The organism is Deinococcus peraridilitoris DSM 19664 (assembly GCF_000317835.1).
Lineage (GTDB): Bacteria > Deinococcota > Deinococci > Deinococcales > Deinococcaceae > Deinococcus_A > Deinococcus_A peraridilitoris.
In genome coordinates, this window is the sequence record NC_019789.1 from 272,181 (window position 1) to 295,261 (window position 23,081).

Below are 23,081 nucleotides of genomic sequence, written 5' to 3' on the forward strand. Positions count from 1 at the left end.
TTGGCCAAGATACAATACATATGATGTTTGCGGTGATGGACTACTCTGACTATGGAGCGCAAGCTGCGTTCGCTCGGGGCGCGCGCCGGCGTGGAGTACGGGTTGCAGCAGGTGCACGGCTTGCGTCTCACCAGCGGTACCCGCCTGTACAAGGTCAGCCGTGACATTTACGAGGTGCAGAGGCATCTGCGCCACGCGCATATTTCCTCCAGCGTGATCTACACTCGGTACGTCGAGCAGAGTGTCCGACGTTATACCGATGAGTGGCAACGCCCGTTCAAGGACGCCAAACGAGAGGCCGTTCAGGATGTGCTGGAGCTCTTAGCGTTGTCGGATCAGGTCCGGCGCGCCCGGTGGGACGGTCTGGACGCGCCGCAATGATTTGCATGAGCTGTCGCGGAGGTACGCTTTGACACGGAGGTGTTCAGAATTTTGTGGACGGGGAGGAGGTTTGGAAACGAAAAGAGGCTGAGCCTACACTTTTGTGACGCTTGTGAATTCAGGGTAGCCTGAAGGCATAATCCGGAGCCAGCACGCGGTCAAGGTTCAACGTGTAGTCCACGTAGCGGTTGATATGCTCCGTCAGATACGGGCTCACACCAGCCAAAGCTTCCAGTGGCACTTCGTACCCCTCAGCCAGCAGCTCTTTGACAATCTCCGTCAGCAAGCAGGCGGTGTGGAAGATGACGCAGTTGGCCGCCAGCTGGTTGTACTTCACCCGCTTACGCTGTTCGTCGCGGTCGTTGCTGGAAATCACGTCCCCACCAAAGGAAACCCAGTCCTTGAAGGCATTGAACTGCTCGCTCTTATTCACGGGCGCCTGGATGGTGGCGCGCAGTTCAGCGTTGGCCAGATAACGCAGCAGGGAGGCTGTCCGGACTGCCCGGCCAAGCTCCCGAAAGGCCACGTAGAGCTTGTTGCGTTTCCGACCCGCGCTGCCCAGCCTCTTCAGCACAGTCGAGGGAAAAATCCGGCCCGCCTTGATGCTGACGCATACCCGCAGCAGGTCATCGTAGTGCTCCTCGATCAGCGCCCAGTCGATGCTTTCCCCAAATAGGCTGTCGATGTGTTGATACCTAACCCCTTTGCAGGGGCGGTAAAACACCAGGTTCTTCCAGTCCCGAATCCTCGGCATCAGCTCGATCCCCAACAGGTAAGCAAGAGCGAACACCGGTGTGCTCTGCCCGTGAGTGTCGGCATGCACCGTGTTCGGCTGCAGATCGCTTTCGTTCCTGAGCAGGCCGTCCAGGATGAAGCGGACTTCGTACACCCCGCAAGGAATGAAATGCGAGTACAGCGCGATGTAGCGGTCTGACACATGGTAGTACCCGATGCCGCCGTACCCGCCGTAGCGCAGGTGGTACTCCGCCAGCAGATTCTGCTCGTACATGTTCCACTTCGTTCCATCCGCTGAAGCGCGCTCCCCGTCCCCCACACGCCTGGCAGAGCGAGCCGGGCGTAGGCATTGATGACCAACGTGATGGCCGCGTCGAGCGACTTCTCGGTGATGTGCCGCAGGTTGACCCACTCCAGTTGCTTGCGGTCCGTGCCGATCAGGCTCCGCGCAGTCTGGCTGGGACCCAGATTGCAGCCATAACAGAAGACCGCCGCGACATACCTGGCCTGAGCGTCCTCCAGGCGCGAGTCGAAGCCGGAGACTGGACCGAAGGGACGCGTCAGGCCTGTTTCGTTCGCTGCGGCAACAAAGGCGTCCAGAATCGCCACGTCCTTCTGCACCAGCCGGGCCTTGACGGCCGCCTCCAGCCATGCCAGCTTCGGGTGCGGCAGCTTCTTCTTCGGTTTGGTGAGTGTCGGTTCGCCCTTCTCGATGCGCAGAGCTTCGTTGTGTGGAAATGAAGCGTCAGTCTGCTGTGCAACTTCCCCAAGCCAGGCTCTCGTCCTCGCCACAAACGCCGCCCCCGCTCGTGGCAAGTCCGCCTCCTCGCAAAACGTCCCGACCAGGCGTTCAAACTCCTGGTCACTCACCAGCTGCTCGCGGTAATCGGCGTAGTCCCGTGCGCCCTGCACGCACAGGTCACCACTTTTGAGGTCCTCGCGAGCCTGCAGCATGACGCACGCCTCGAAATGCCGGCGGTGGAGCTGCTTCACCAGAGCGTCCCGGCGGCCCTGCCCGGTCACCAGTCGCCACCATCCCTGGGGAATCCAGGCGAAATCGAGTTGTTCGGCGCCAGGCACCTTGTTCGGTCCGACCAGGACCAACGACTCCGCCCGAAGATGCGCTGTTTCCAGCACGAACTGCAACGCTCCTTCCACCCCGGCGTCCTATAACTGGTGGTCTTGACCGTCAGGGTCCGGAAGAGCGCGTGCACCATTGAACGGGAGCTGGCGTAACAACGCCAGACGAACGGCGCACTGCTGTTCTGCACCAACGCCTCGTGCGCCTCGCAGGCCTCGATCACAGCGCCAGGCTCACCCAGCGCCTGGCCCACCACCCCCAACCGTTCCTTCTCGCTGCCTTCCCGCTGGTAAGCCACCGCGACTTCCTTGAGCTTCAGCACCAGGTCGTTCACCCGCTGCTGCGCACCTTCCCGGTCCGCCTCGAAGGCCAGCTGCGCGTCCCGACTGATGTTCCCCATGCGCCGCACGAACAGCTCGGCGAGCCCGTCGAGGGCCGCAGCATGCCGGACGTGCAGAAAGCACGCAGCCAGGGTGAAGCGCTTTCTGGGCTCGACTTCCTGCATGCGCGACGCGTTCAAGCTCTTCGTTTCTTCAGCAAAATGCAGCACTTTCGCTTCGGACAGCAGCGCCGCGACATTCGCGCCGACCTGCAAGCCGGCCAGCCACTGCTGGTGAACCAGCCACTCTTTGAGCTTGGTCAGCGTGGGCCGACCAGGTTCCCGCTTGAGGTCGTTCCAGAGCGTGGTCCCGCTGTCCCGACCAGGCTGCACGAAGAGTTGGCCCAGCGTGCCTCGATCCTTCTCGCTCAGCGCCGCAAAGACCAACTCGAACAACGCCCGGTGCGTCTCGCCACGAACCCGCTCGGCTGCTTCTTCCAGCACACCAAAACTGGGCAGTTCGAAGCGTTCTTTCACCAGGGTTTCGATGGCGCCATTGATCAGGTCACGCAAGTCCTGTTTTGTGAAAGCCAACTCCCGCAGGGTGCGCGCCATTACTTCCCGGCCGCCCTGTGCAAAGGGCGTGATGGCCAAGTGCTCACGAACGATTTTGCTATGCCGTGAGCGCGCCGGATTCATCGTACCCGGCGAGTCGGACAGGCAGGATCAGCAGGCCCAGGGAATGTTTGATCTGTTCGGTGATTGTTTCCGGTACGTCGCGCAGTTGTACAAAGTACCCCAGACGTTGGAAGGTCTTGAGCAGCACCAGGAAACAGAATTTGGCTGTTGCTTCCCGCGCGACGCGTTCGGCCAGCGCCAGCTCTTCCTGGCTGGGGGTGTAGATCTCAAGCAACTCTTTTTCGATCGGCTGGCTTTTCAGCCTGGGGTAGGCCGTCTCGTCCAACGTGGGCACGTGACTCTCCTTGTCAAGGAATTGATATTCTCAGCATAAATTACAGACAAGACAGGCCATAATTGGCGAAGAATAGACCTGGAGGACGGTGAACGGATGACTGAGAACAAAACACGCGCGGCATTCAAACGTGCCACCGGTACGCTCACCCCTGAAGCGCACGCCGTCCTTGCTGAATTCGAACGCGCACTGCGGGAAGTTGAAGACCTCAGCCCCCACCCTGCGTGCGTATCTCGCGGACCTCCGCTACTTCGCCTTCTGGTGTGAATCGGCTTGGCATGACGACGCTCGCTCAAACTCCTTCCTCCCGGAGCAGCTCACTACACCCCTGATCACCCGCTTCAGAACGCACCTGCAAGGCGAACTGGCCCTCAAACCCGCCAGCGTCAACCGCGCGTTGGTCGGCATCAAACGATTCACCGCTTGGGCCGAGCGGCAACACCGCATCCAGCGCGATCCTGCTCGTCCCGTTCGTTTCGTGCGTCTGGCAGCCCCGCACCCCGCGGCCTGACCGATAAAGAAGAAGACGCCCTGGTGCGCGCCGTCACCAAGCACGGTAAACTCCGCGACCGCACCGTCATCGTGCTGATGCTGCACACCGGCCTGCGGGTCAGCGAAACCAGTTGCCTCAAACGCCGGGATGTCACCCTCACGAAACGCAGCGGCCAGCTCACCGTGACCGGCAAAGGCAACAAAGTGCGTGACGTTCCCCTCAACAGCACCGCTCGTGAAACCTTGCACACGTACCTCCCGACCCTTCCCGAGAACGCTGTTTTCGTTTTTCCCTCTGACCGCCGATCGGCTTCCCTTTCCACCCGCGCGCTCGATCACCTGATCCGCAAATACGCTCACCTCGCCGGACTCGACCTCAGCCCCCACGATTTGCGGCACCGCTTCGGATACATGATGGCTGAACGCGTCCCCCTGCACCGCCTTGCGCAGATCATGGGTCACGACTCCCTCGACACCACCGCCCGCTACACCCGCGCCACGGCCCGCGACCTCCAAGCTGAAGTTGAAAAGATCGCATGGCGCTGAACGCCGGACAAGGAACTGATGCCTGACTCGCCCGTACCTCCATCCCCCACCTCGTCCGAGCTCACCGGGCAACAACGCGCTGATCAGCTGATCGCCCAGCTGCAGGACGTCACGGAACAACTCGCGGCGACAGGCACGCAGGCAGAAATCTTCGAGTTCATTTTGCGCCCCGCCCTGGCCGTGCTGGGCGCCACAGCGGGCATGGTGCTGCTGGTGCAGGGTGACGCCTTGAACGTGACTGCCCAGTACGGTCAGGACGCGGGCATCAAGAGCGTCTGGCAGGATGGTCCGCTTTCCGACCGGACGCCGGCCACCGCCGTGCTCCGGACGCGTGAGCCTTGGCTGGTTGAGCACAGTGAAACGCTGACCGCCACCTACCCTGACCTGGAAGCGCGTACCGGAGGCAAGGTGGCCGTCGGGAGTGCAATCCTTCCTATGTTTCTGGAAGGCCAGCCATTGGGCGTCCTCGTCCTGGACTTCCAGCAGCCCCATCACTTCACCGAACCGGAAACCCGCTTTCTGCGCACCCTCGCCGCGCAGTGCGCTGTTGCCCTGGGACGCGCGCAGCTCACCACCGACTTACAGGAGCAGGTGCGGAAACGCACCGCCATCATTGAACACGATGCCCGCGCGTACGAAGTCTTCGTGTCGTTTACCGAAGCGGTCGGCGCCCACTCGGACGTGCTCGCCCTGGCTCAGCAAGCGGTCGAGGTGTTGCGCCGCCGCTTTCCGGACGGCAGCGCCGCCTACTACGAGCGTGTAGGTGACCTCTGGAAGGCGCGGGTGTGGAGTGATGACCTGCGTGGCGACTTGCTCGCCTTGATCACCGCCGGGCTTCCCGAAACCCCACTGATCCGCGAAGTGCTGCGAGTACAGGACAGCGTGTTCGTGGATGGCTGGAACGCGACGCGCGAAGAGGTGGAGCACTCTGAGGAGTACGGCACGGCTGTCAACGTTCCCTTGTTCATGGCGGGCGAGGTGGGCGGCATTCTCGCGCTCGCGCTGCGGGACAATCAGCGATGGGCGGAGCAGGACAAGACGCTGGTGCACGCGGTGGCACGCGGCCTGAACCTCGCGCTTGAACGCACCGAATTCATCCGCTTACTCGAAACCCGGAACGTGGAACTCGACGCCCGAACCAAAGCCTTGCAGCGTTTCGCGATCCTGGCCCGCACACCTGAAACAGACGCGTTGGCACTCATCGGGCGGGCACAGGAAGCTGTCGCTGAGCTCATCGGCGAGGGCTTCGCGGTGTACTACCAGCTGGAAGGCGAATCGTGGATGCCGAAGTCCCAGGCCGGCGGCACCGAGCACGCCCCCCTGCAGGCGTCACTGTCGTCCGCGTTGCCGTACGACACCACCCACAACCTCCGCTTTCCCTGGGAAACCGGCCAGCCGCTGTATCAGGACCGCTACAACCCCACCCTCGACCACGACGTGCCAGGATCGGAGACCATCGCGTCCACCGCGACCCTGCCGCTTTTCGTGGGTACCGAATGCCACGGCATCTTCGCTTATGGACTCAACGTCAGTCGCCCCTGGACTCGCGGGGACAAAGCCATTTTGGAAACCGCGGTGAATAGCCTCGGTCTCGCGTTGGAACGGGCTGAGCACGCACGGACGTTGGAAGCCGAGCGGGCCGCCCTGGACGCCTTCGTGGCGTTCAGCGAAGCCGTCGGGACGCAAACAGATGTCCTCGCCCTGGCACGGCAAGCCATGCAGGCGCTCCAGACGCGCTTTCCAAACAGCAGCGGAACGTACTACGAACGCCAGGACGGCTTGTGGAAAGGCCGGGTGTGGACCGAGGACATGACCGATGAGTTGCTGGCGATGCTGCAGGCTGGTTTTCCGGAGGACACACCCATCCTCAGGGACGCGCAGCAGGCTCGGCAGCTGGTGTTCCGCGAAGCCTGGAATCCTGAGGAGGAGCGGGTGGAGCGCAGCGGCGAGTACCAGGCCACTGTCGCTGCGCCGTTGATCGTGCAGGAGGAAGTGCGGGGCATCCTCGGCTTCGCGTTGCGTGACGTCGCGCGGTGGAGCGAGAGCGACAAGGCGCTGGTGCGCGCCGTGGTGCGGGGCCTCACCCTCGCGCTGGAGCGCGCGGACGTTGCAGCTCGCCTGGCGGAGCAGAACGCTGAACTGGACGCACGCACCAGAGCTCTGGAAGGCTTCGCGAACCTCACGCGGGACCTGAGTACAGAAGCAAATCAGTACGGCCTGGTGAAGCGCGCGCAGGAAGTGGTGATGTCGCTGCTCAGCGACGGGTACGCGCTGTACTACGAACGGGACGGAGAGCGGTGGCGCAACCGGGTGCAGATCGGTGAGACTCGTAACCCGGACCTCCAGGCATTCATTGATGCTGGACCACTGGTGGGAGTCACGCCCAGTGTGGACGTGCCTTGGACGACCAGTCAGGCGCTGTATCAGGATCAGTACGCTCAAGGCAGCGACACTCCGCTGGAGATGGTGGAGCATGTCAGTACGGTGGCTTCGCTGCCCGTCCTGAGGCGAGGGGAAGTTGCCGGGGTGTTCATCGCGGTGCTGTTCGCGCAGCGCACCTGGGCTCAGGCGGACCGCGCGGTGCTGGAGACGGTGGTGCGCAGCCTGGGCCTGGCCTTGGAGCGGGCCGAGGGTATCGTCGCTCTGGCCGCGCGGACGGAGGAGTTGGTGCGTTCCAACGCGGAGCTGGAGCAGTTCGCGTATGTGGCCAGTCACGATTTGCAAGAACCCTTGCGCACCATCACCAGTTTCTCGCAGCTGCTGGCCTTGAAGTATCAGGGGCGTCTGGATGAAAAAGCGGACATATACATCCGACTGATCGGAGAAGCAACCGCGCGGATGGGAACGCTGCTGCAGGATCTGCTGGCCTTTTCTCGGGTGGGCGCCGGCGCACACCGGCAAGACGTGGTAGATATGCAGGAAGTGTTGGCGCAGGTGAGGCAGGACTTGCAGGCGCAGATCGAGCGCTCCGGCGCCACCGTGCATATCAGCTCGATTCCCAGTGTTATCGGGGACGGAACGCAGTTGCGGCAGCTCTTCCAGAACCTGCTGGGCAACGCGCTGAAGTTCCGTGATCCCGGGCGGGCTCCTGAGGTGTACCTGGACGCGCAGGACGAAGGGAACTTCGTCCGGATCACCGTGCGGGACAATGGCATTGGCATTGAAACGGAGTATTTCGACCGGATCTTCACCATCTTCCAGCGGCTGCACACCCGCGACAGGTACGAAGGCAGCGGGATCGGGCTGTCCATTGCCCGGAAGATCGTCGAGCGGCACGGTGGGCGCCTGGGCCTGAAGAGCAATCCAGGGGGGGGCACGGTCTTTTCACTGACTTTGCCAAAGAAAAGGGCGGCATGAGTGTTCAGCACAAGGCGGCGCTGCTCAGTGATATTCGGAGCGGCCCAATCTTGAAGGGGCTGCTGCCGGGCGGGCGGCAGGGGTGAGGCGGGTCTTACTCATCGAGGACCACGACGCCGACGCGCTGCTGCTGGTGGAGTTGCTGGAATTGGTGGGCGCGGACTGGCAGGTGGAGCACGTGCAGACCTTTGCGGAAGCTGCTCGATGTTGGCCGGGAGGAGCGTTCGATGTGCTGCTCTTGGACCTGGATATTCCGGATGGTTTCGGTCTGGAAGTGCTGTCCCGAGCACTGTTATTGGCTGCTGGGAAACCTGTGGTGGTTCTGAGCGGTCTGGCAAACCCGGAGGTCGCGGTGAGTGCCGTGCAGTTAGGCGCGCGTGGGTACGTGGTGAAGGGCTTTGGGTCCGTCCAGCAGCTGATGAAATTGGAGGAGCCTCTGCCGATGTCAGGAGGAGGCTGAGTTTGAACCTGCACGTTTTTATTCACAAACGCACAAAAGTGGCGGTTTAAGCCCTTTTCGTTTCCATACCTCGGGAGCGTTCATAGACGCTGGGGAGCCCGTCCTTCGAACATGATGGTAAAAATATTCAGCGCTGAGCGCCAGTCGTTCAAGGGTCTCGTCCAGCGCTCAGTGGCCCGCAAGATCGCCAGGTACAACACCTTCAACGCGGCTTCCTCATTCAGGAACGACCCCCTGGTCTTGGTGACCTTGCGCAGCTGAAAATTCAAGGACTCGATGGCCTGATTACAAACGACATTTTCTGTTTTGTTCGGCCTGCCCGCCTCAAGTTGCGCGCCTGGCAGCCGGCAAGAAGAAGATCGACACAAGGAGGTGGTTATGCCACGCCAAGCGTCGATCAAGCAGCCCATCCAGATCCAACGGACCATTGTCGAGCACCCCGACCTGCGGAAACTCGACCGGGCCTATCAGTTCCTGACGCAGTGGGCAACCCAGCCTCCCCAACGGGAGGTCAATGATGCGAGTAGCCCTGTACGCCCGAGTGTCAAGCAGCCGCCAAGTCCAGACGCAGACCATTGAACAGCAACTCGAACGCCTTCAGAACACAGCGAACGAGCGCGGCCACCATGTCGACGCCGACCACATCTTCCGTGACGATGGACTGAGCGGCGCCCGCCTCAACCGCCCTGGCCTCGATCGGTTACGTGACCGCGTCACACAGCACGACGTGGACCTCGTGCTCATCACGGCTCCTGATCGCCTGGCACGAAAGTACGTCCATCAGATGCTGCTCCTCGAAGAGTTCGAGAAGCGTGGATGCACCGTAGAGTTCATCGAACGACCCATGAGCCAGGACCCGCATGACCAACTGCTCCTTCAGATTCGTGGTGCCGTGTCAGAGTACGAACGCAGCCTCATTGCTGATCGGATGCGGCGCGGTCGCCTTGCCAAACTCAAAGCAGGCGTGTTACTGCCCTGGACCCAGCCTCCTTTTGGCTACCGCGTTGATCCTGCTTGCCCACGCGACCCTGCGGGCGTGCGCCTGGAACCGGCGGAAGCCGAACTCGTACAGCAGCTCTACGACTGGTACCTTGAAGAAGGCGCCACCTTCCTGGCGATCATTGCTCGTCTCAAACACGCGAACATTCAAAGTCCGAAAGGCAAAGCCTTATGGGTTCCGTCCACCGTCCGGCAAGTGCTGTGCAATCCCGTGTACACCGGCACCACCTATGGCAATCGCTGGGAAGCCATCCCGGCACGCTCACGGAAGTCGCCGTTCAAGCCAGTTGGAAAGTCCGGTCAGAGCCACCGTCAGCGGCCCCGTGAAGAATGGGTACCTATTGCCGTGCCGGCCATCGTCGAGCAGGAGGTGTTTGATCGCGTGCAGAGTAAGTTGTCGCTGAATCAGCAACGATCCAGGCGGAACAACACCAAACACCCCTACCTGCTGCGGGGCTTGGTCAGCTGTGGGCGCTGCCGGTGTTCCTGCCCAGGCCGGACGACCAAATCAGGCCAGTCATACTATGCGTGCAGCCTGAAAACCAACTACCTGCGCGCCGCAGGCAACGGTGTGGAAATCTGTACCGCTCGCTACACGCCTGCCCAGCAATTGGACGAGATCGTCTGGGCGGATTTATGCGCAGTACTCAAGCAGCCAGACTTGATCGAACTGGCACTGGAACGGCGACACGGTGGGGCCTGGTTGCCGCAGGAGCTACAAGCCAGGCAAGCGAACTTGCGTGCGGCATTGTCAGGACTTGAGGGCCAACGGCAACGCCTGCTGGAGGCTTACCTGGCCAGGGTGATCGAGTTGGGCGAGTTCGAACGAGCGCGGATGGAACTGGACCGCAAACGCGAGCAGATCGAGATTCAGCAGCGCCTGGTGCAGGTGCAAGTCGCGCAGCGACAGGAATTGGCACAATTGACGGACTCGCTGGAAGGGTTCTGCGCGTCAGTGCGCGAAGGGTTGGAGCATGCTGATTTTGACCGGAAGCGCCTGCTGGTCGAGTTGCTGGTGGACCGAGTGATCGTGGAGGAAGAGCATGTTGAGATTCGGTATGCGGTGCCGACCTCGCGGGACCGCCCGAGGGTTCCGTTTTGTCAATTGCGTTTCGACTATTTCAATCGCATTGGTTGTGTACACCACCTTCCTGATCTCCGGCGGAAACGCAAAGAACGGCGTGACCCTGGCCCAGTGGCGCTGCCACGTTGCCCCAACCGCCGGGTATTTGGCATCGTGCTTCTCTCGGAACGCGACGAGGGCGCGCTCGGCCTGCTCAACGGTCGAGGCGGCATAGATCGTTTGAGATCGGCCGCGACTGCTTTGTGTTCTTTCCAGTTCACGAAGGCCAGCGAGAGCCGGACCATGGACCATGTGGACGGTGCAAAGTTGCACCTGCGTCTTGGGGAAGACGGCTTCGATCGCCTCGGGAAAGCCCTTCAGCCCGTCCACGCAAGCGATGAACACATCCCGCACGCCCCGGTTCTCGAGCTCGGTCAGCACCGAGAGCCAGAACTTGGCTCCCTCGGGTTTGAGGGTCCACAAGCCCAGCACCTCTTTGGTTCCTTCGAGGTTCACGCCGATGGCCGGGTAGACCGCTCGGGGAGCGACCAGCCCGTCTTTGCGGATTTTGACGTGCAAGCAGTCGAGGTAAAGACTCGGATAGACCGCCTCTAACGGGCGCGAGCGCCATGCCTGAAAGGTCTTGCAGCTGATTCTGGATGTCCCGGTTCGTCATGCCGTGGGCGTACAGCGACGATCTTGTCGTCCAATCCCTCGAATCACCGTTCACCGTTGGTGCTTGGGTAAGATCGCGGGCTCGAACGCACCACGACGGTTGCGGGAACGTCGATCTCGACGCTGCCGAACTCAGCCTGCACGGTCTTTTTCGACTTTCCGTTTGGGGTGTTTCTTGTTTCGTTGGTCACCCGTCCGCCCGACTCGTGGCCGAGGTGGTGTGTCAGCTCGACGGTCGCCGCACCCCCGACTCGCCAAAGCTGTCGGGGGTGCGGCGACCGTCGAGCAGCTGGTCGAGGAGTTGCGGGTCAAGCTTCGTTTCTGCTGCTGGCATGGACACGTCCTTTCGTCAGATGCGGTTCCTGCCCCAGATCCACAAAATTCTGTACAGGCTCGCGCGAGGCCATGCCCCCCTTTCTTCACTGCTATCACCGCGAACGCAAGCATTCAGCCCTGAGGTACGCCACTCCTTGGGCTACCCTCACTTCACCGGCGTACGCTCGCGTCATCGCCTGAAGTCAAACCTGGAGCACGACCAGCTGCCTGGTGAAGCCGCCCGCGAGTACTTGCACCAAGTGAAGCTCGACGCCATCATCTCCAAAGGAAATCAGCGCAGCCGTCATAGCAAATCCAAGGGTAAGTCTCGCTTGGCTGCATGAAGCAAACCCACCGAGTAGGCGAGCTACAAGCCATCAACCGACCCACGTTTCTGTTTCTGCTTTGCGTGCACCTTCAACACCAGCGAGAAGTCGAAGGCCTTTGGTCCGCTACGACGAGCACTGTCCGCAAACGCCCAGGGTGACGCCCTACTTTTTCTGAAGGCGCGTTTGTAGCTGTGTATTCCCCCCGTGCCGACAAAGAAGTGACATCTCGTGAGCGGGTGGGGCGGTGTCTGGGCAGAGAGGGTGGGAGCGTGGCGCGCTGTAGCCCTGACTTGAGAGGCGGTGTAGTCGGCGTCAACGAAGAATAATTGTTTAAGCGGTATAGCCATCACGTCACATCGGGAAAGCCAGCCGCTTTTCAGCCGAAGCCATGTGGTCCAAATTCAGCTTCTCAGGGGGCCTTACTCGTTGAGCTTTTGCGGTCGCAGTAGGCGACGGGCAATGAGATTCGCCAGATGTCTTACCGTACGCATGAGCAGTGGCTTGAGCTCAAGAGGTTGGCGCCCTGGAGGCTACCGAACCATGCACTTTTATCACGCAGCGGGTGGTGTGTCACCTGCTGCCCATTCCTGCGGTTCTGCGTTGTCTTGGTGGAGCGAACAGGGGAGGGGGTATGATTGTCTTTCAAAAACAATTATCCTTCATTACAGGAGTTGCATGCCCGAACCCTTCCACACCGCCCTGCAAGAAGCCCAGTCATTCCTGCCAGAACGCGTTGAGCTGATCCGCCGTCACCTCAGCCAGGAACACGGCCTCAACGCCGTACTCGACCTGCTCGAACCCCACCTGCCCCAAGCCAGAGGAACCCGCATCAACACCCGCAGCGGCATCCGCATCTACCTTCAATGGGCCCGCGACCAGGGCCGCAGCGTGCTCCACCCGGACCCCAAGACCGGCGAGGATTACCTTCAGTACCTCAAAAGTCGCTACGACACCCAGGCCAACACCCTCAACAACCGCCTCAGCCAGGCGAGGAGTTTTTACAACGTTCTCCACGGGCTCGGCCACTCGGTTCCTGACCCGTTCGACCGCCTCGACAACCCCCGATACGACCCGGCAGCCCACCGCGACACCTACACTCCTGAAGAACTCATACGCCTGCTCGCCCACGCCGACACCGAAGGAAAAGTGATGGTCCTGCTCGGCGCGCACGCCGGACTCACCGGACCTGAAGTCGTCTCGCTGCGCTGGAGTGACATCAGGATGCACGGTGAGATCCTCAGCATCAAAAAACGCCTCGTTGAAGAACCACAAGAGCTGCTGGGTGCGCTCAGAACCCTGGCGCAGTCACGAGGCGTCCTGCACGACGTCCGCGCTCCCACGCTCTTCCAGAGTGACGGAAACGCACGCCTCTTCAGCTTCGAAAACGACAACGAACTCCGCCACGCCCTCTACAGCCTCTGTGGGCACGCCAACGTCAACTCCCGCTCGCCCCGCAGCACCATCGCCCGCGGCTGGCGCGCGTTACGAAACAACGCCGGCCTGCGCATCCTCGAGCTCACTGGGGACCCGGAAGTCGTGCAGGAACGCCTCGGGCTCGGCACACTCAAAGCCGTTCAGCCGCTTATTGAAAAACACAAACGCCAACAAAGCCGGTGAAACTCCCGTCGGATCCGAGCAGACGGAGTGCCTGAACGCGCTGGCGCTGCGTCTTACCAGCTTCGTGAAAGGCTACTGCGGATTGGGTGAGCACCGCGAAATATTTGATGACACCCACGCCAGGTGATCGCTTCCGGTGAAGTTACGACACCTGCACCAGGTCGCCGCTCCATCTGCTCGGCTCGCAAGGTAGTGGGAATTACGTCGTTGACTTCGGGGTGTCCCGCGCCGCACACGACGATCCGCCGCACTCCGCGCTCCTCACGCACTTCGGTTCGCGCGAAGTGGGCGGCCAGATCGCCAGTTACCACGCCGACCTCGCCATGAAACTTCGCCCGCACCTGGGGCGCGGACTGGAAGGAGTCGCGCGTCGACACCGCGCGACTCGCCTGGCTGGACCTCGACGCAAAGGGTGAGGAATATTGGCACACCATGACCCTCGCGGGCCGTTTGGCGCAGGCCAGTCATGAACTCACCCACACGCGGGTGCCGCGCGCCGTGGACGTGCCCGCCATGCAGTCCCTGTGGAACGGGCATAACCTCACGTGGCGGAACGGCAACACCATCGTGCACCGCGAAGGCGCCACCCCGGCCGAAGCGGGCCGGCTGGGCATCGTTCCCGGGTTGATGGCGTCCGAAGCGCTGCTGGTGGAAGGCTTGGAAAGTGCGCTCCGCTTGAAGCACCAGTCACGGTGCAGACGGTCAGTTGGGCCGCAGACAGGCGGAAAGGACCTTGTCGCGTGAAGTGGTAGACGCGCACCTCGCGGCAATGGGCGTGACGCGGCTGGTCGGCGGGATGGACTAGGGCCTGTTGACCAGGGGTAAAAAGAAGCCTGGATCTAAAATTCTGACTCCTCAAACGTCCCCACAACCAAGTGCCCCCATCCCACCTGCTCGATTTCCCCACCCGACGCCCAACGCGCGCCTCCACCCTTGATGCGGAACTCCGTGCCTGGAATCACCCATCGGTGTTCAAACTCCGGAAATCGAGCCTGCTCTGCCGACAGCTGCGATGGATCAAGCCACACCGAGTCGCACTCCGGACAAAACAGAAAGAGAGTATGACTGTCCGAGGCGCGGCGGAAGAACAGCGGTGATCCCTCGCAGATCAAGCACTCTGTTCCCATGTGGTAAGCCATCCACTGCTCCCCTCTGACGCTCAAGTAAGCGTTGGCTTGTTATACCGTGTCACCCTCAGAAAGCTACTCCAGCATGCTCGCCAAGGTGACCCAGCCCTCATACTGCGCTGCCAGCTTGTCGAACCGCGTTGCTACACGCCGATGGCGTTTCAAACGGTTCACCAGGCGTTCGATCTTGTTCCGGTCGCGGTATGCGGCGTGGTCGAAGTGCCGAATCTTCCCTTGGTCACGTCGTGCGGGGATAACCGCACGAATACGCCGCAGGCGTAGAAGGCGGCGCAAGCTGGGATAGCTGTAGCCCTTGTCACCGATGATTACGTGGGGCCGTGACCGCGGGCGTCCTTGAGCCGCTCGCTTGATTCGGCCCAAGTTCATCAAGGGCTCCAGGAACTTCGCTTCATGGCGCTCTCCACCTGACAGTACAAAGGCGATGGGTTTGCCTTGTCCATCTGCACGCAGGTGCAACTTTGTGCTGAAGCCTCCTCGGGAACGGCCCAGGGCTTGATGCTGCTGTCCGCCTTTTGCGCCTGCGGCACATTGGTGCGGGCGGATCACGGTGCTGTCGACGAAGTGCCGACTCCAGTCGAGTTGTCCTCGGAGGTCAGCCTCTCCTTGGAGTTGGTGGAGCAGGCTGCGCCAGATTCCAGTGAGTGTCCAGCGGCGAAAGCGGACGTAGACGCTGTTCCACTTACCGTAGCGTTCCGGCAGGTCACGCCATGGTGCGCCGGTTGCGAGGATCCAGAGGATTCCGTTGAGAACAGTGCGGTGGTCGTGGTAGGGCCGCCCTCGGGTCTGTTGTTGAGGCAGGAGGGGTGCAAGGCGGTTCCACTGCTCGTCGGTCAGGTCATGACGGCACAGTGCATCAAGCTACCACTTGGTCAACAGACCCTAGGCCCGTGGCATACAAGGACATCCACACGGTGGCGGGTATTCAGGAAGCCACGGGTTTGGTGCGGGTGCTGGGGCGCTTCCAGCCGAAACGGGTCCGCATGACCGGTAAACAGGGCGATGACGAGTAAAGCAGGATGGGCCGGTCAGCCTGCGGAGCTCCGAGAATCTCCGCAGGACGCGTGAGCACGGTTTCACCGTCCCAGGTGGCTTGACCGGGACTTCCGGTCGGAAGACGCGCGAATCAAGCTCACGCGTCTTCCGACTGGAGCAGTAGCTTCGCAGGCCGGCAGAACAAGCGCACTGCAGGCTCGGTGTTCGGTACGCTGGTGCCGTGAGGTCAAAGTGAACGGGGTGCGAATCATCGAGCGGTCGTGGCTGGCACGCGTCGCCCGGCGTAACCTCAGGGTGAAGCGCGTGGCGATGGTCCTCGGAGGCACCATTCACCTGAGTGGCGCCACCCGGGAAGAATTTCTGCAGAGTGACGCGTGGGTCGCGCACGAACTCGCGCACCTCGAGCAGTTCCGACGTTACGGGATCGTGCGGTTCGTGATGCTGTACCTGCTGGAAAGCGCCCGTCACGGTTACCACCACAACCGCTTTGAAGTCGCGGCGCGGCAAGCTGAGCGCGTCGCTTCTTCCGCCAAGGAACGGTAGGGCGCGTGGCACCCCTGCGACGTTTCAGGCCGGCGGGCACCTTGCTGGTCTTGTCCGCGCGCGGTCTGACCCGGCGTCCGGCACGATCGGTTGTCACTGCCCTGTGCGTCAGCGTTGCCACCGCGGGCTTGACGGTCTTCCTGTCCCTTGGGGCGGGGTTACGACAGGCCGTCGAGGAACAGACCAACAGCATCCGGCCGCAACTGCAGGTTTCGTTGGGAGGGTTGCTGCAGGCGCTCGCACCCCCTCCAACCATGCCCGAGCAGCTCCTGGAACAAATCCAGGCGCAGCGCGCGGCACTCGGCCTTCAGTTCGTCACGCCGGTCATCCTGCAGCGCCACCGGCATGCCGGTCTGGAAGTGACACTCTACGGTGTTCCCGCCGCGATTGGCTTCAAGCAGGTGTACCCGTACGCGCGCGTGCTGCGCGGACGTCAACTGATCCCAGCGGACGAACACGCGCCCGTGGCGGTGGTCGGCGCTCAGGTCGCCCGGCAGCTGATGGTACAGAACGGGGACGTCATCCCTTTGAACCGCAGACATCAGGTTCGTATTGTCGGTGTCCTCGCGCCAACGGGCACGGCAACCGACGCGTTCATCATCATTCCCCTGCGATCATTGCAGGCGATTCTGGAAGTGCGCGGCCTGATTTCCCTCGCGGCGGTGGAGGTCAGGCCGGACCAAGACGTGTGGGACGTGGCGAGAACGCTCGCGAAGCACGTGGACGCCGAGGTGCACACGCAACTGGAAGCGCGTGATGTCATGACACGCCTGCTGCGTGGTGCCCGCCTGATGCAGTGGGCGCTATCGGGGGTGGCATTGCTGGTCGCGTTCCTGACCGTCCTGACCACCATGACCATGGTGGGTTTCGAGCGACGTGCCGAACTCGCCGTGCTTCGAGCGCTGGGCCTGCAGCCCGGGCAGGCGGTGGGTCTCCTGCTGCTGGATGGTGTGCTCCTCACCGGCGTGGGCGGGCTGGGCGGCGCGCTGCTCGGCTGGCTCGCCGGCCACGCTCTCAGCGCGTTCACCATCGCGCGGACTGGTGTTCCGGCGGCCCTGACCACCCCAGGCGTCCTGCTGGTCGTGCTGGCGGTGAGTATTTTCATGGGTGTACTCGCGGCCCTGCCAGTCGCTTGGCGGGTGACTCGTGAGCCGATCGCACGGGCCCTCCGGTTGAACTGATAGGTCTTTTGACGTGGAGGTGAGGATGGCAAAATTGTTTGGGTGTTGATAACGAAATTCCAGGCTGCAGGGCCGGGTCGGGTGACGTGCATCGTTCATCGTTACCCCTGGGTGGCCCTGCAGCGATCTCGTCCTTGTCGCCCGCGTGACGTCTGCTGTTCTCCGTGTCGCTTGACCGCCCAGGAGGTGAGGTCAGCGTACCAGTTCCACGGTGACCCCGACGCTGAGGTCATTCCAGGCTCGGTCTGCCGTCATCACCGGTACTTTGAGGCGTTGGGCGAGGGCCAGACAGTACCGGTCGCCAAGGGAAAGTCCCTGGCGGCGCGTGATGGGCCGGAGGCGGGCGGCACTCAGGGCGTCCTCGACCGTGCCGATGTCCACTTTGAGCAGCTTCATGATGCCGGCGTCGGTGAAGGTCTGCAGGGAATCCTCGGGAGCGCTGCCACGTTCGGCCAGCCGGGAGAGCACTTCAGCGAGGTTCACCGCGTGAATGGTGGTGCCTTTTGACAGTTCTGCTTCGACCTGTTCAGCGCCGGGTTCTCCGAAGATGTACGCCAGCAGAGCAGAAGCGTCAAGGACCTTCACTGTTCAGCCTCTTTACGGCGTTGGGCAATGAAGTCATCAGTTTCACTCTCGACCTGCTTGAGGTAAGTGAATAGTCCTCGGCCTCGCCGTGCGAGCGTTTGAGGTGTGACCACTTCAGCGCTGCCATCCTCCTTTACGCGGAAGATCAAATTCTCGCCTTCTTTTACGCCTAAGGCTTCCCGTAATTCCTTGGGTAAGTTCAAACGTCCGTGTTCTCGAACCGAGACCGCGAATTGACTGCGTACCATAGTTTTTACAGTGTATCCGGTTTTTTCCGGTCAGTAGGAAGAGTGCAAAGCGGGCACGTTTTCCCGGCTACACCGAGTCGGGTGCGTTGCTGCTTGAAGGCTAAAAGAGTGTCCTGAGGTACATGCGTTGAATAATTCTTTTACGCTAATGTGTATTAGCGTAAAAGAATCACGGGCGGGCCGTTTTGAATTTCCCAGGTACGCCAACCCTCAAAACGAATTCGAGGCACCTTCACGGCGATTCTGAGAGCACCGAATTTTCAGGCCCGACCACCACGCACGCCAGGAGAACTCTTGCCCAGTTTCGAGCTTGACATCATCCGCCATGGCCCCGTCGACCGAGCTCACGCCTTCACCGCACTGCACGACGACGAACAACGCCGCTTCGCCGTCACGGCCGCCCGTGACAAAGACCTCGCCGGCCTCTGGACCGTCGTGGAGGCTTACCTGATCCAGCGCGGTCGCAGCGCAAGTCAGGCCAGCCCACACACCCTGCGCAACTACCGGCTGGGAGTGCGCGTGTTCCTCGAGCACGCCCGGACGCAGGCCTGGAACCTGCTCAAGCCGGATCGGCACGCCCCGCAACGCTGGGTCAACCTCCTCGCCACCTCGCACGACGACGGCCAGATCCTCAAACCCGCCACCGTGCGGCTCTACGTGCAAGGCGCGCGCGCGCTGTACCGCGCACTCAACTGGGCCGGCGCGACCGAAGCGGATCCGTTTAAGGAAGTGCGTCTTCCGAAAGACCCGGCGGACGCCCTCACCAACCGCCCACCCTACCGTGACGCGCAACTTCGCCAGCTGCTCGACCGCGCCACGCCGCCCGGCCACCTGGAAGTGCTGCTGCTGCTGTGCGCGCACGCGGGTCTGCGCATCGATGAAGCGGTCAACGTGCAGTGGAGTGACGTACGGCTGGGTGAACGTCGCCTGATCGTGCGGTCCGGCAAGGGCGGCAAGACCCGCCGCGTGCCCCTCAGCGACCGGCTGTATCAGAGCCTCAGCCGCCACCAACGTGAAACCCAGACCCTTAAACCTGCCGCGCTGCAAGGCACTCTGTTTCCGTATCGCACGCGGCCGGGCGCCCTCTATCACCTGCGCAAGTTCGTGAACGGCACCAGCGAACTGACCGGACTCACTTGGCAGGACTTTCGGGGCTTTCACGCACTGCGCAAACTCGCGGGCACCAAGCTGTACCGCCGCCGCAAGGACCTTGGGGCAGTCGCGGCTTTTCTGGGGCACGCGGACATCAGCACCACCCGCCGGTACGCGGAGATCACCCCGGATGATTACGAAGCCGACCTCGCCGACTGGTGATCGGCGACTGGTGACCGGGCCTCCTGAGTGTGATCGGGTCACCCCAGGTCCACCTTGGCTGGCGACGGGGACCATAAAACGATGGTCGCCACGATTCTGTGAAGCATCGCAGACATTGTCTGCGCGGTGTCCCGCCCACGTGGTGCTGCTCAAGCCACCCTGATGACCACCGCGACCACCGTGCATGACGGTGCGATGGCCGACTCACCCGACACCCGGTGAGGCGTCTCGATCAACGGGCAACTCCCGGGACGCGCCAGCTCCATACCGAGCACCGGCGAGTGACTCGCGGCCGTAACACCTCCTGGATCCAGGCGTCCGCTTGGACCAGCATTCGCAGCTCAATGGGCCCAGCCCCACACTTACGGCCGGTTGGTCCGGTAGTACCACTCGAGCCAGGCCTCACTGACCTGCGCCAAGCGGGCAATCTGTGCGGGAGGCAGGTCGCTTCGACGTAACTTATCAATCAGTCGGCGGGTGTCCGCATCGACGTACCGATGCTCGTGAGCATTGCTGAACTGCCGCTGACAGGTCGTGCACCGGTATACCTGCCGGCCAACCCGGTTCAGACCGGCCTTGCGAACCGTGCTTGAGCCGCACTGCGGGCACGTGGGGAACGGCATAACCCCTACTTTGCGCGCGGTCGTTTCAGGAGCGCGACATGCACTTGCGCCGCGAAGGCGCCTGCGGATTCTGTGGTGATGCTGACGAGTTCCCAACCATCGTCCGCGGCGGCGTTCAGTTTCTCCACCAGCTGGAAAATGAACTGCGCCTGTTGCGCCTGGTACTCCCAAGGCGTGATGTGGGTTGCCGCTCTGGAAGTGGGACGCAGAACGTCGCGTTCGACGGTGAGCGAGTCGTCGTGAAGCAACTCGAAGATCGCGCCTTCGATGGCGTCCGGGCCGTAGCGAGGGCTGAGGGCCCGGACGGCTCCGGCGTAATCGAGCGGTTGGCGCGAAAGAAGCTGAAGGACTTCGTTGCGGGGGTACGAGGCGGCGGTCATGCCCTAACCTTAACTAAATCTTCATCCCCGTGAGGCGCATATGTGGCATGAAACCTGCATCGGTCCAGCTCATGCCAGTTCCGACTGATCGGCCAGGGGTTGAGGCCGTTCACTCCAGTTTTTACAGGAGTTGAGGGACTCAGCGTTTCGTGCAGCGGCAACATTTGTAAAAAAAGCAAATAGTGTAAGAAAACTGTGAGTTCCTGCGCGATACAGTCAACCAAAGATTTGTTCTTGAGGCAAGAACTTGTGCCGGGCAATTTGACGATCGCGAGCACCCTCAGATGCCAAGCATCCATTCCGTCTCATGGAGGACCGATGACAGTTTTCAGGCGGTCAGCAAGCATCCTGCCTGCCCCTCACCCGGTGGGCAGGACCGAGAGACCCGACCAAATCAGGCAGATTCTGCCAATGTTTGCCTTGCTGGTTGCCGCGGGGCATTTCTTGTGGGCACTTTTCGCTCCCCGAGGACAGCTCGCCGAAGTGCACTTCGGAAACTCCATGTACGTGCTCGCGTTCGTGCCCGGCGCAATCCTGGCCTGGCGGACCTGCCGTTCGCTCGACGGCCGGGCCCGCCGTACCTGGCAGGTGTTTGCACTCATGCTGAGCGTGTGGGTCGCGGCGCAGGCAGCGAGTGGCTGGATCGAATGGACGCTGCAGCGCAACGTCAGCCCGACCTTCTCAGACGCCGCGTTTCTGTTCTTCCTGCCCTTTGTGTGCTTCGGTTTTGCCCGTTACCGCACTCATTCGCGCACCACCGGCAGCCGTCTGGGCTTCACCCTCGACACCATGATGGTCACCACGGCGGCAGCCACCGCCTACTGGCACTTCTTCACAGCCGAGGCGTTGCATGACGCCTCGCGGTCATGGACGGCACTCGTTGCCGCCATCGCTTTTCCGGCCGCAGACCTGGTGACCTTTGCGCTGCTCTTCAGCACGCTGCTGTGGTATCCGCGCAACATCGCTTCGCGCGAGTTTGTGCTGGTGTCCGCCGCGCTCGCCGCCTACGTCGCCGCCGACGTCTCTTACCAGTATCTGCTCCTCACGCACGGGGTCACGTGGTCGCATCCCACCAACGCCCTGTGGTCCCTGAGTGGCGCCTTGTTCGCGTTCGCAGCCGTCGCCGCGCAGCAGCGAAACCGAACTCAGCGGGGCTGGCACGATATCTGGCAGGAGCGCGCGAAGGACACCCTGTCGATCCTGCCCCATCTCGGTCTGCTTGCCGTCATCGCCGTACTCGTGAGCGGTCCCGGCGATGACGGCATGCTTCGCCGAATCGGCGTGACGATCGGTGTGATCCTCGTTGCCTTGCTGGCACTGCTTCGCACGACCTTCGCTCAGATGCAGGAACGCCACTTACAGCGCCTGCTCGTCCAGCAGGCGCGACATGACGCGCTGACGGGCGCTCTGAATCGCGACGCGCTGACCCAGCACGCCCGTGACGCGGCAATCGAAGCGCGCACACGCGCGACACCCCTGGCCCTGCTGGCGGTGAATCTTGATCACTTCAAGCTGATCAATCACAGTCTCGGGCAGGCGGCCGGTGACGTGGCCTTGAGGGAAACCGCCAAGCGTCTGAAGGGGTGCGTGCATTCTGACGACATTGTCGGACGGGTCGCTGGAGACGAGTTCACAGTGCTGTTGCGCGGCGCAGGACCCGACGAAGCCAGGCGGGTGGCTGCGACCGTGGTGGAAGCGCTCGCGCGTCCGTTTGAGCTCGGTGGCGGGGCTGTGGTCATGAGCGCAAGTGTCGGCATCGCGATGCTCGATTTGCGCGCTGCAGACGGAGCAGGGATGCTGTTCTACCAGGCTGATCTGGCCATGCGGGAAGTCAAACAGCACGGCCGCAACGCCTGGCGCGCTTATGAGGAGCGCTTGGAAGCAGGCGCGCACCGGCGACTGCAGCTCGAAACGCATCTCGCAGGAGCGCTCGAACGCGGTGAATTCAGCGTGCATTACCAGCCGATTGTCGACCTCGTGAGTGGACGCACGCGTTCTCTGGAGGCATTGCTTCGCTGGTCTTCGCCCGAACTGGGGACCGTGTCACCGGCGGAGTTCGTTCCGGTCCTCGAGCAGCGCAGTTTGATCGTCAAGGTGGGCGCATGGGTTCTGCGTGAAGCGCTCCGGCGTGTGGGTGAGTGGCATGCGGCTGGACATGATGTCACGGTGAGTGTGAATGTCTCCTCGCTGCAGTTTCAGCATGGCGATTTCGTAGAGCTTGTCCGCTGTGCACTTCGTGATACGGGCGTTTCGGGCTCAGCGCTGGTGCTGGAGTTGACCGAGAGTGCCCTGATCGCCGACGCAGACGAAGGAAACGCCACCTTATGCGCGCTGAGGACCCTTGGCGCTCGGGTGTCGCTCGATGATTTTGGGACCGGGTACTCCAGCCTGAGCTACCTTCACCGGCTCAGCGTCGACAAACTGAAGATCGACAAGTCCTTCGTGCAGATCTTGCCCGGCGATTGCGCGTTCATGGAGGTGATCATGCGCCTCACCAGCCACCTGCGGCTGGAGTGCGTTGCTGAAGGCGTCGAGTCCGAAGCGCAACGTGAAACGCTCCTGCAGCTCGGCTGTCCGTTCGGACAAGGATTTTTGTTCTCACGGCCTCTTCCTGCCGACATGATCCTGGCGTTTCTCGACGACATCCGGATTCCTCCGCGAGGAAACTGAACAGACAACATTCGGGTCGCCAACCTTGGCACTGGCCCGCATTCCGCCCTCTTG

General features: G+C 62.0%; 22 protein-coding genes and 2 pseudogenes. 14 read left to right on the forward strand and 10 right to left on the reverse strand.

The genetic code is table 11. The features are described from left to right. Positions 1-51 precede the first annotated feature (51 nt). Positions 52-381 carry a tyrosine-type recombinase/integrase gene (locus tag DEIPE_RS20070; protein WP_041231808.1) on the forward strand — a complete coding sequence of 110 codons (330 nt, stop codon included), beginning with the start codon at positions 52-54 and terminating at the stop codon, positions 379-381. Positions 382-499: 118 nt separating this feature from the next. On the opposite strand, the pseudogene DEIPE_RS22685 reads toward DEIPE_RS20070, so the two are convergent. From DEIPE_RS22685 to DEIPE_RS25325, 3 genes and pseudogenes are all read right to left on the reverse strand, one after another. Beyond that, positions 500-2,070 (reverse strand): annotated as a pseudogene (locus DEIPE_RS22685) (transposase). 65 nt (positions 2,071-2,135) lie between these two features. Further along, positions 2,136-3,215, reverse strand: a complete 1,080-nt coding sequence (locus DEIPE_RS22695; RefSeq protein WP_083865916.1) for a DUF4158 domain-containing protein — start codon at positions 3,213-3,215, stop codon at positions 2,136-2,138. Continuing rightward, complete coding sequence (locus tag DEIPE_RS25325) at positions 3,190-3,489, reverse strand: DUF4158 domain-containing protein (protein ID WP_052326853.1); 300 nt, start codon at positions 3,487-3,489, stop codon at positions 3,190-3,192. Before DEIPE_RS25325 ends, DEIPE_RS22695 begins: the two co-directional genes overlap by 26 nt. A gap of 199 nt (positions 3,490-3,688) precedes the next feature. Here DEIPE_RS25325 and DEIPE_RS25160 point away from each other — a divergent pair, with 199 nt between their 5' ends. The 4 genes from DEIPE_RS25160 to DEIPE_RS20090 all read left to right on the forward strand — a co-directional run bounded on the left by DEIPE_RS25160 (position 3,689) and on the right by DEIPE_RS20090 (position 8,344). After that, positions 3,689-4,000 (forward strand): hypothetical protein, encoded by a 312-nt coding sequence (locus DEIPE_RS25160; protein WP_245557683.1) that lies wholly within the window; start codon positions 3,689-3,691, stop codon positions 3,998-4,000. 23 nt (positions 4,001-4,023) lie between these two features. Further along, on the forward strand, positions 4,024-4,527 hold the full coding sequence (locus tag DEIPE_RS25165; RefSeq protein WP_245557684.1) for a tyrosine-type recombinase/integrase: 504 nt from the start codon (positions 4,024-4,026) through the stop codon (positions 4,525-4,527). A gap of 18 nt (positions 4,528-4,545) precedes the next feature. Continuing rightward, the gene (locus DEIPE_RS22705) at positions 4,546-7,884 is read left to right on the forward strand and encodes a GAF domain-containing protein (RefSeq protein WP_015231386.1); all 3,339 of its coding nucleotides are present in this window, start codon (positions 4,546-4,548) and stop codon (positions 7,882-7,884) included. Between the two features lie 82 nt (positions 7,885-7,966). Next, entirely contained in the window at positions 7,967-8,344 is a 378-nt protein-coding gene (locus DEIPE_RS20090; RefSeq protein WP_015231388.1) for a response regulator, read from the forward strand. Between the two features lie 80 nt (positions 8,345-8,424). Here DEIPE_RS20090 and DEIPE_RS24230 read toward each other — a convergent pair whose 3' ends face one another. Next, positions 8,425-8,745 (reverse strand): transposase, encoded by a 321-nt coding sequence (locus DEIPE_RS24230; protein ID WP_157449108.1) that lies wholly within the window; start codon positions 8,743-8,745, stop codon positions 8,425-8,427. 116 nt (positions 8,746-8,861) lie between these two features. On the opposite strand from DEIPE_RS24230, the pseudogene DEIPE_RS20100 reads away from it, so the two are divergent. Continuing rightward, positions 8,862-9,968 (forward strand): annotated as a pseudogene (locus DEIPE_RS20100) (recombinase family protein); the annotation flags it as partial. A 327-nt stretch (positions 9,969-10,295) separates the two neighbouring features. On the opposite strand, the gene DEIPE_RS24235 reads toward DEIPE_RS20100, so the two are convergent. Next, on the reverse strand, positions 10,296-11,060 hold the full coding sequence (locus DEIPE_RS24235) for an IS256 family transposase (protein ID WP_425387772.1): 765 nt from the start codon (positions 11,058-11,060) through the stop codon (positions 10,296-10,298). 1,340 nt (positions 11,061-12,400) lie between these two features. Between DEIPE_RS24235 and DEIPE_RS20105 the strand changes: the two genes are divergently transcribed. From DEIPE_RS20105 to DEIPE_RS22715, 3 genes are all read left to right on the forward strand, one after another. Then, a complete protein-coding gene (locus DEIPE_RS20105; RefSeq protein WP_015231390.1) occupies positions 12,401-13,342 on the forward strand; it encodes a tyrosine-type recombinase/integrase in 942 nt (313 codons plus the stop codon). 218 nt (positions 13,343-13,560) lie between these two features. Beyond that, a complete protein-coding gene (locus DEIPE_RS22710) occupies positions 13,561-13,758 on the forward strand; it encodes a hypothetical protein (RefSeq protein WP_052326854.1) in 198 nt (65 codons plus the stop codon). Next, positions 13,736-14,086, forward strand: a complete 351-nt coding sequence (locus DEIPE_RS22715) for an RtcB family protein (protein WP_083865918.1) — start codon at positions 13,736-13,738, stop codon at positions 14,084-14,086. Before DEIPE_RS22710 ends, DEIPE_RS22715 begins: the two co-directional genes overlap by 23 nt. Positions 14,087-14,544: 458 nt before the next feature. Here the strand turns inward: DEIPE_RS22715 and DEIPE_RS20120 are convergent, their stop codons facing one another. Continuing rightward, on the reverse strand, positions 14,545-15,339 hold the full coding sequence (locus DEIPE_RS20120) for an IS5 family transposase (protein ID WP_015231392.1): 795 nt from the start codon (positions 15,337-15,339) through the stop codon (positions 14,545-14,547). A gap of 38 nt (positions 15,340-15,377) precedes the next feature. Here DEIPE_RS20120 and DEIPE_RS24755 point away from each other — a divergent pair, with 38 nt between their 5' ends. The 3 genes from DEIPE_RS24755 (at position 15,378) to DEIPE_RS20130 (ending at position 17,207) form a co-directional block, all read left to right on the forward strand. Further along, positions 15,378-15,500, forward strand: a complete 123-nt coding sequence (locus DEIPE_RS24755; protein ID WP_217218496.1) for an RtcB family protein — start codon at positions 15,378-15,380, stop codon at positions 15,498-15,500. 214 nt (positions 15,501-15,714) lie between these two features. Next, on the forward strand, positions 15,715-16,026 hold the full coding sequence (locus DEIPE_RS20125) for an eCIS core domain-containing protein (protein WP_015231393.1): 312 nt from the start codon (positions 15,715-15,717) through the stop codon (positions 16,024-16,026). 5 nt (positions 16,027-16,031) lie between these two features. Next, a complete protein-coding gene (locus DEIPE_RS20130; protein ID WP_015231394.1) occupies positions 16,032-17,207 on the forward strand; it encodes an ABC transporter permease in 1,176 nt (391 codons plus the stop codon). Positions 17,208-17,399: 192 nt separating this feature from the next. Here DEIPE_RS20130 and DEIPE_RS20135 read toward each other — a convergent pair whose 3' ends face one another. Both DEIPE_RS20135 and DEIPE_RS23415 read right to left on the reverse strand, forming a co-directional pair. Continuing rightward, entirely contained in the window at positions 17,400-17,792 is a 393-nt protein-coding gene (locus tag DEIPE_RS20135) for a type II toxin-antitoxin system VapC family toxin (protein WP_015231395.1), read from the reverse strand. Beyond that, positions 17,789-18,040 carry an AbrB/MazE/SpoVT family DNA-binding domain-containing protein gene (locus DEIPE_RS23415; RefSeq protein WP_015231396.1) on the reverse strand — a complete coding sequence of 84 codons (252 nt, stop codon included), beginning with the start codon at positions 18,038-18,040 and terminating at the stop codon, positions 17,789-17,791. Before DEIPE_RS23415 ends, DEIPE_RS20135 begins: the two co-directional genes overlap by 4 nt. Positions 18,041-18,334: 294 nt before the next feature. Between DEIPE_RS23415 and DEIPE_RS20140 the strand changes: the two genes are divergently transcribed. Beyond that, positions 18,335-19,354, forward strand: a complete 1,020-nt coding sequence (locus tag DEIPE_RS20140) for a tyrosine-type recombinase/integrase (RefSeq protein WP_015231397.1) — start codon at positions 18,335-18,337, stop codon at positions 19,352-19,354. 362 nt (positions 19,355-19,716) lie between these two features. Here DEIPE_RS20140 and DEIPE_RS25650 read toward each other — a convergent pair whose 3' ends face one another. Both DEIPE_RS25650 and DEIPE_RS20150 read right to left on the reverse strand, forming a co-directional pair. Beyond that, positions 19,717-19,977 (reverse strand): IS1/IS1595 family N-terminal zinc-binding domain-containing protein, encoded by a 261-nt coding sequence (locus DEIPE_RS25650; RefSeq protein WP_015231398.1) that lies wholly within the window; start codon positions 19,975-19,977, stop codon positions 19,717-19,719. Between the two features lie 5 nt (positions 19,978-19,982). Beyond that, a complete protein-coding gene (locus DEIPE_RS20150; RefSeq protein ID WP_015231399.1) occupies positions 19,983-20,357 on the reverse strand; it encodes a DUF4177 domain-containing protein in 375 nt (124 codons plus the stop codon). 411 nt (positions 20,358-20,768) lie between these two features. Between DEIPE_RS20150 and DEIPE_RS22720 the strand changes: the two genes are divergently transcribed. Continuing rightward, entirely contained in the window at positions 20,769-23,027 is a 2,259-nt protein-coding gene (locus tag DEIPE_RS22720; protein ID WP_052326856.1) for a putative bifunctional diguanylate cyclase/phosphodiesterase, read from the forward strand. Positions 23,028-23,081 lie beyond the last annotated feature (54 nt).

Excerpts from the sequence above, each read along its gene's own strand:
- DEIPE_RS20105 (WP_015231390.1), top strand. The coding sequence starts at position 12,401 with ATGCCCGAACCCTTCCACACCGCCCTGCAAGAAGCCCAGTCATTCCTG.
- DEIPE_RS22720 (WP_052326856.1), top strand. The coding sequence starts at position 20,769 with ATGTTTGCCTTGCTGGTTGCCGCGGGGCATTTCTTGTGGGCACTTTTC.
- DEIPE_RS22695 (WP_083865916.1), bottom strand. The coding sequence starts at position 3,215 with ATGAATCCGGCGCGCTCACGGCATAGCAAAATCGTTCGTGAGCACTTG.
- DEIPE_RS20070 (WP_041231808.1), top strand. The coding sequence starts at position 52 with ATGGAGCGCAAGCTGCGTTCGCTCGGGGCGCGCGCCGGCGTGGAGTAC.
- DEIPE_RS20150 (WP_015231399.1), bottom strand. The coding sequence starts at position 20,357 with ATGACCGCCGCCTCGTACCCCCGCAACGAAGTCCTTCAGCTTCTTTCG.
- DEIPE_RS22705 (WP_015231386.1), top strand. The coding sequence starts at position 4,546 with ATGCCTGACTCGCCCGTACCTCCATCCCCCACCTCGTCCGAGCTCACC.
- DEIPE_RS23415 (WP_015231396.1), bottom strand. The coding sequence starts at position 18,040 with ATGGTACGCAGTCAATTCGCGGTCTCGGTTCGAGAACACGGACGTTTG.
- DEIPE_RS25650 (WP_015231398.1), bottom strand. The coding sequence starts at position 19,977 with ATGCCGTTCCCCACGTGCCCGCAGTGCGGCTCAAGCACGGTTCGCAAG.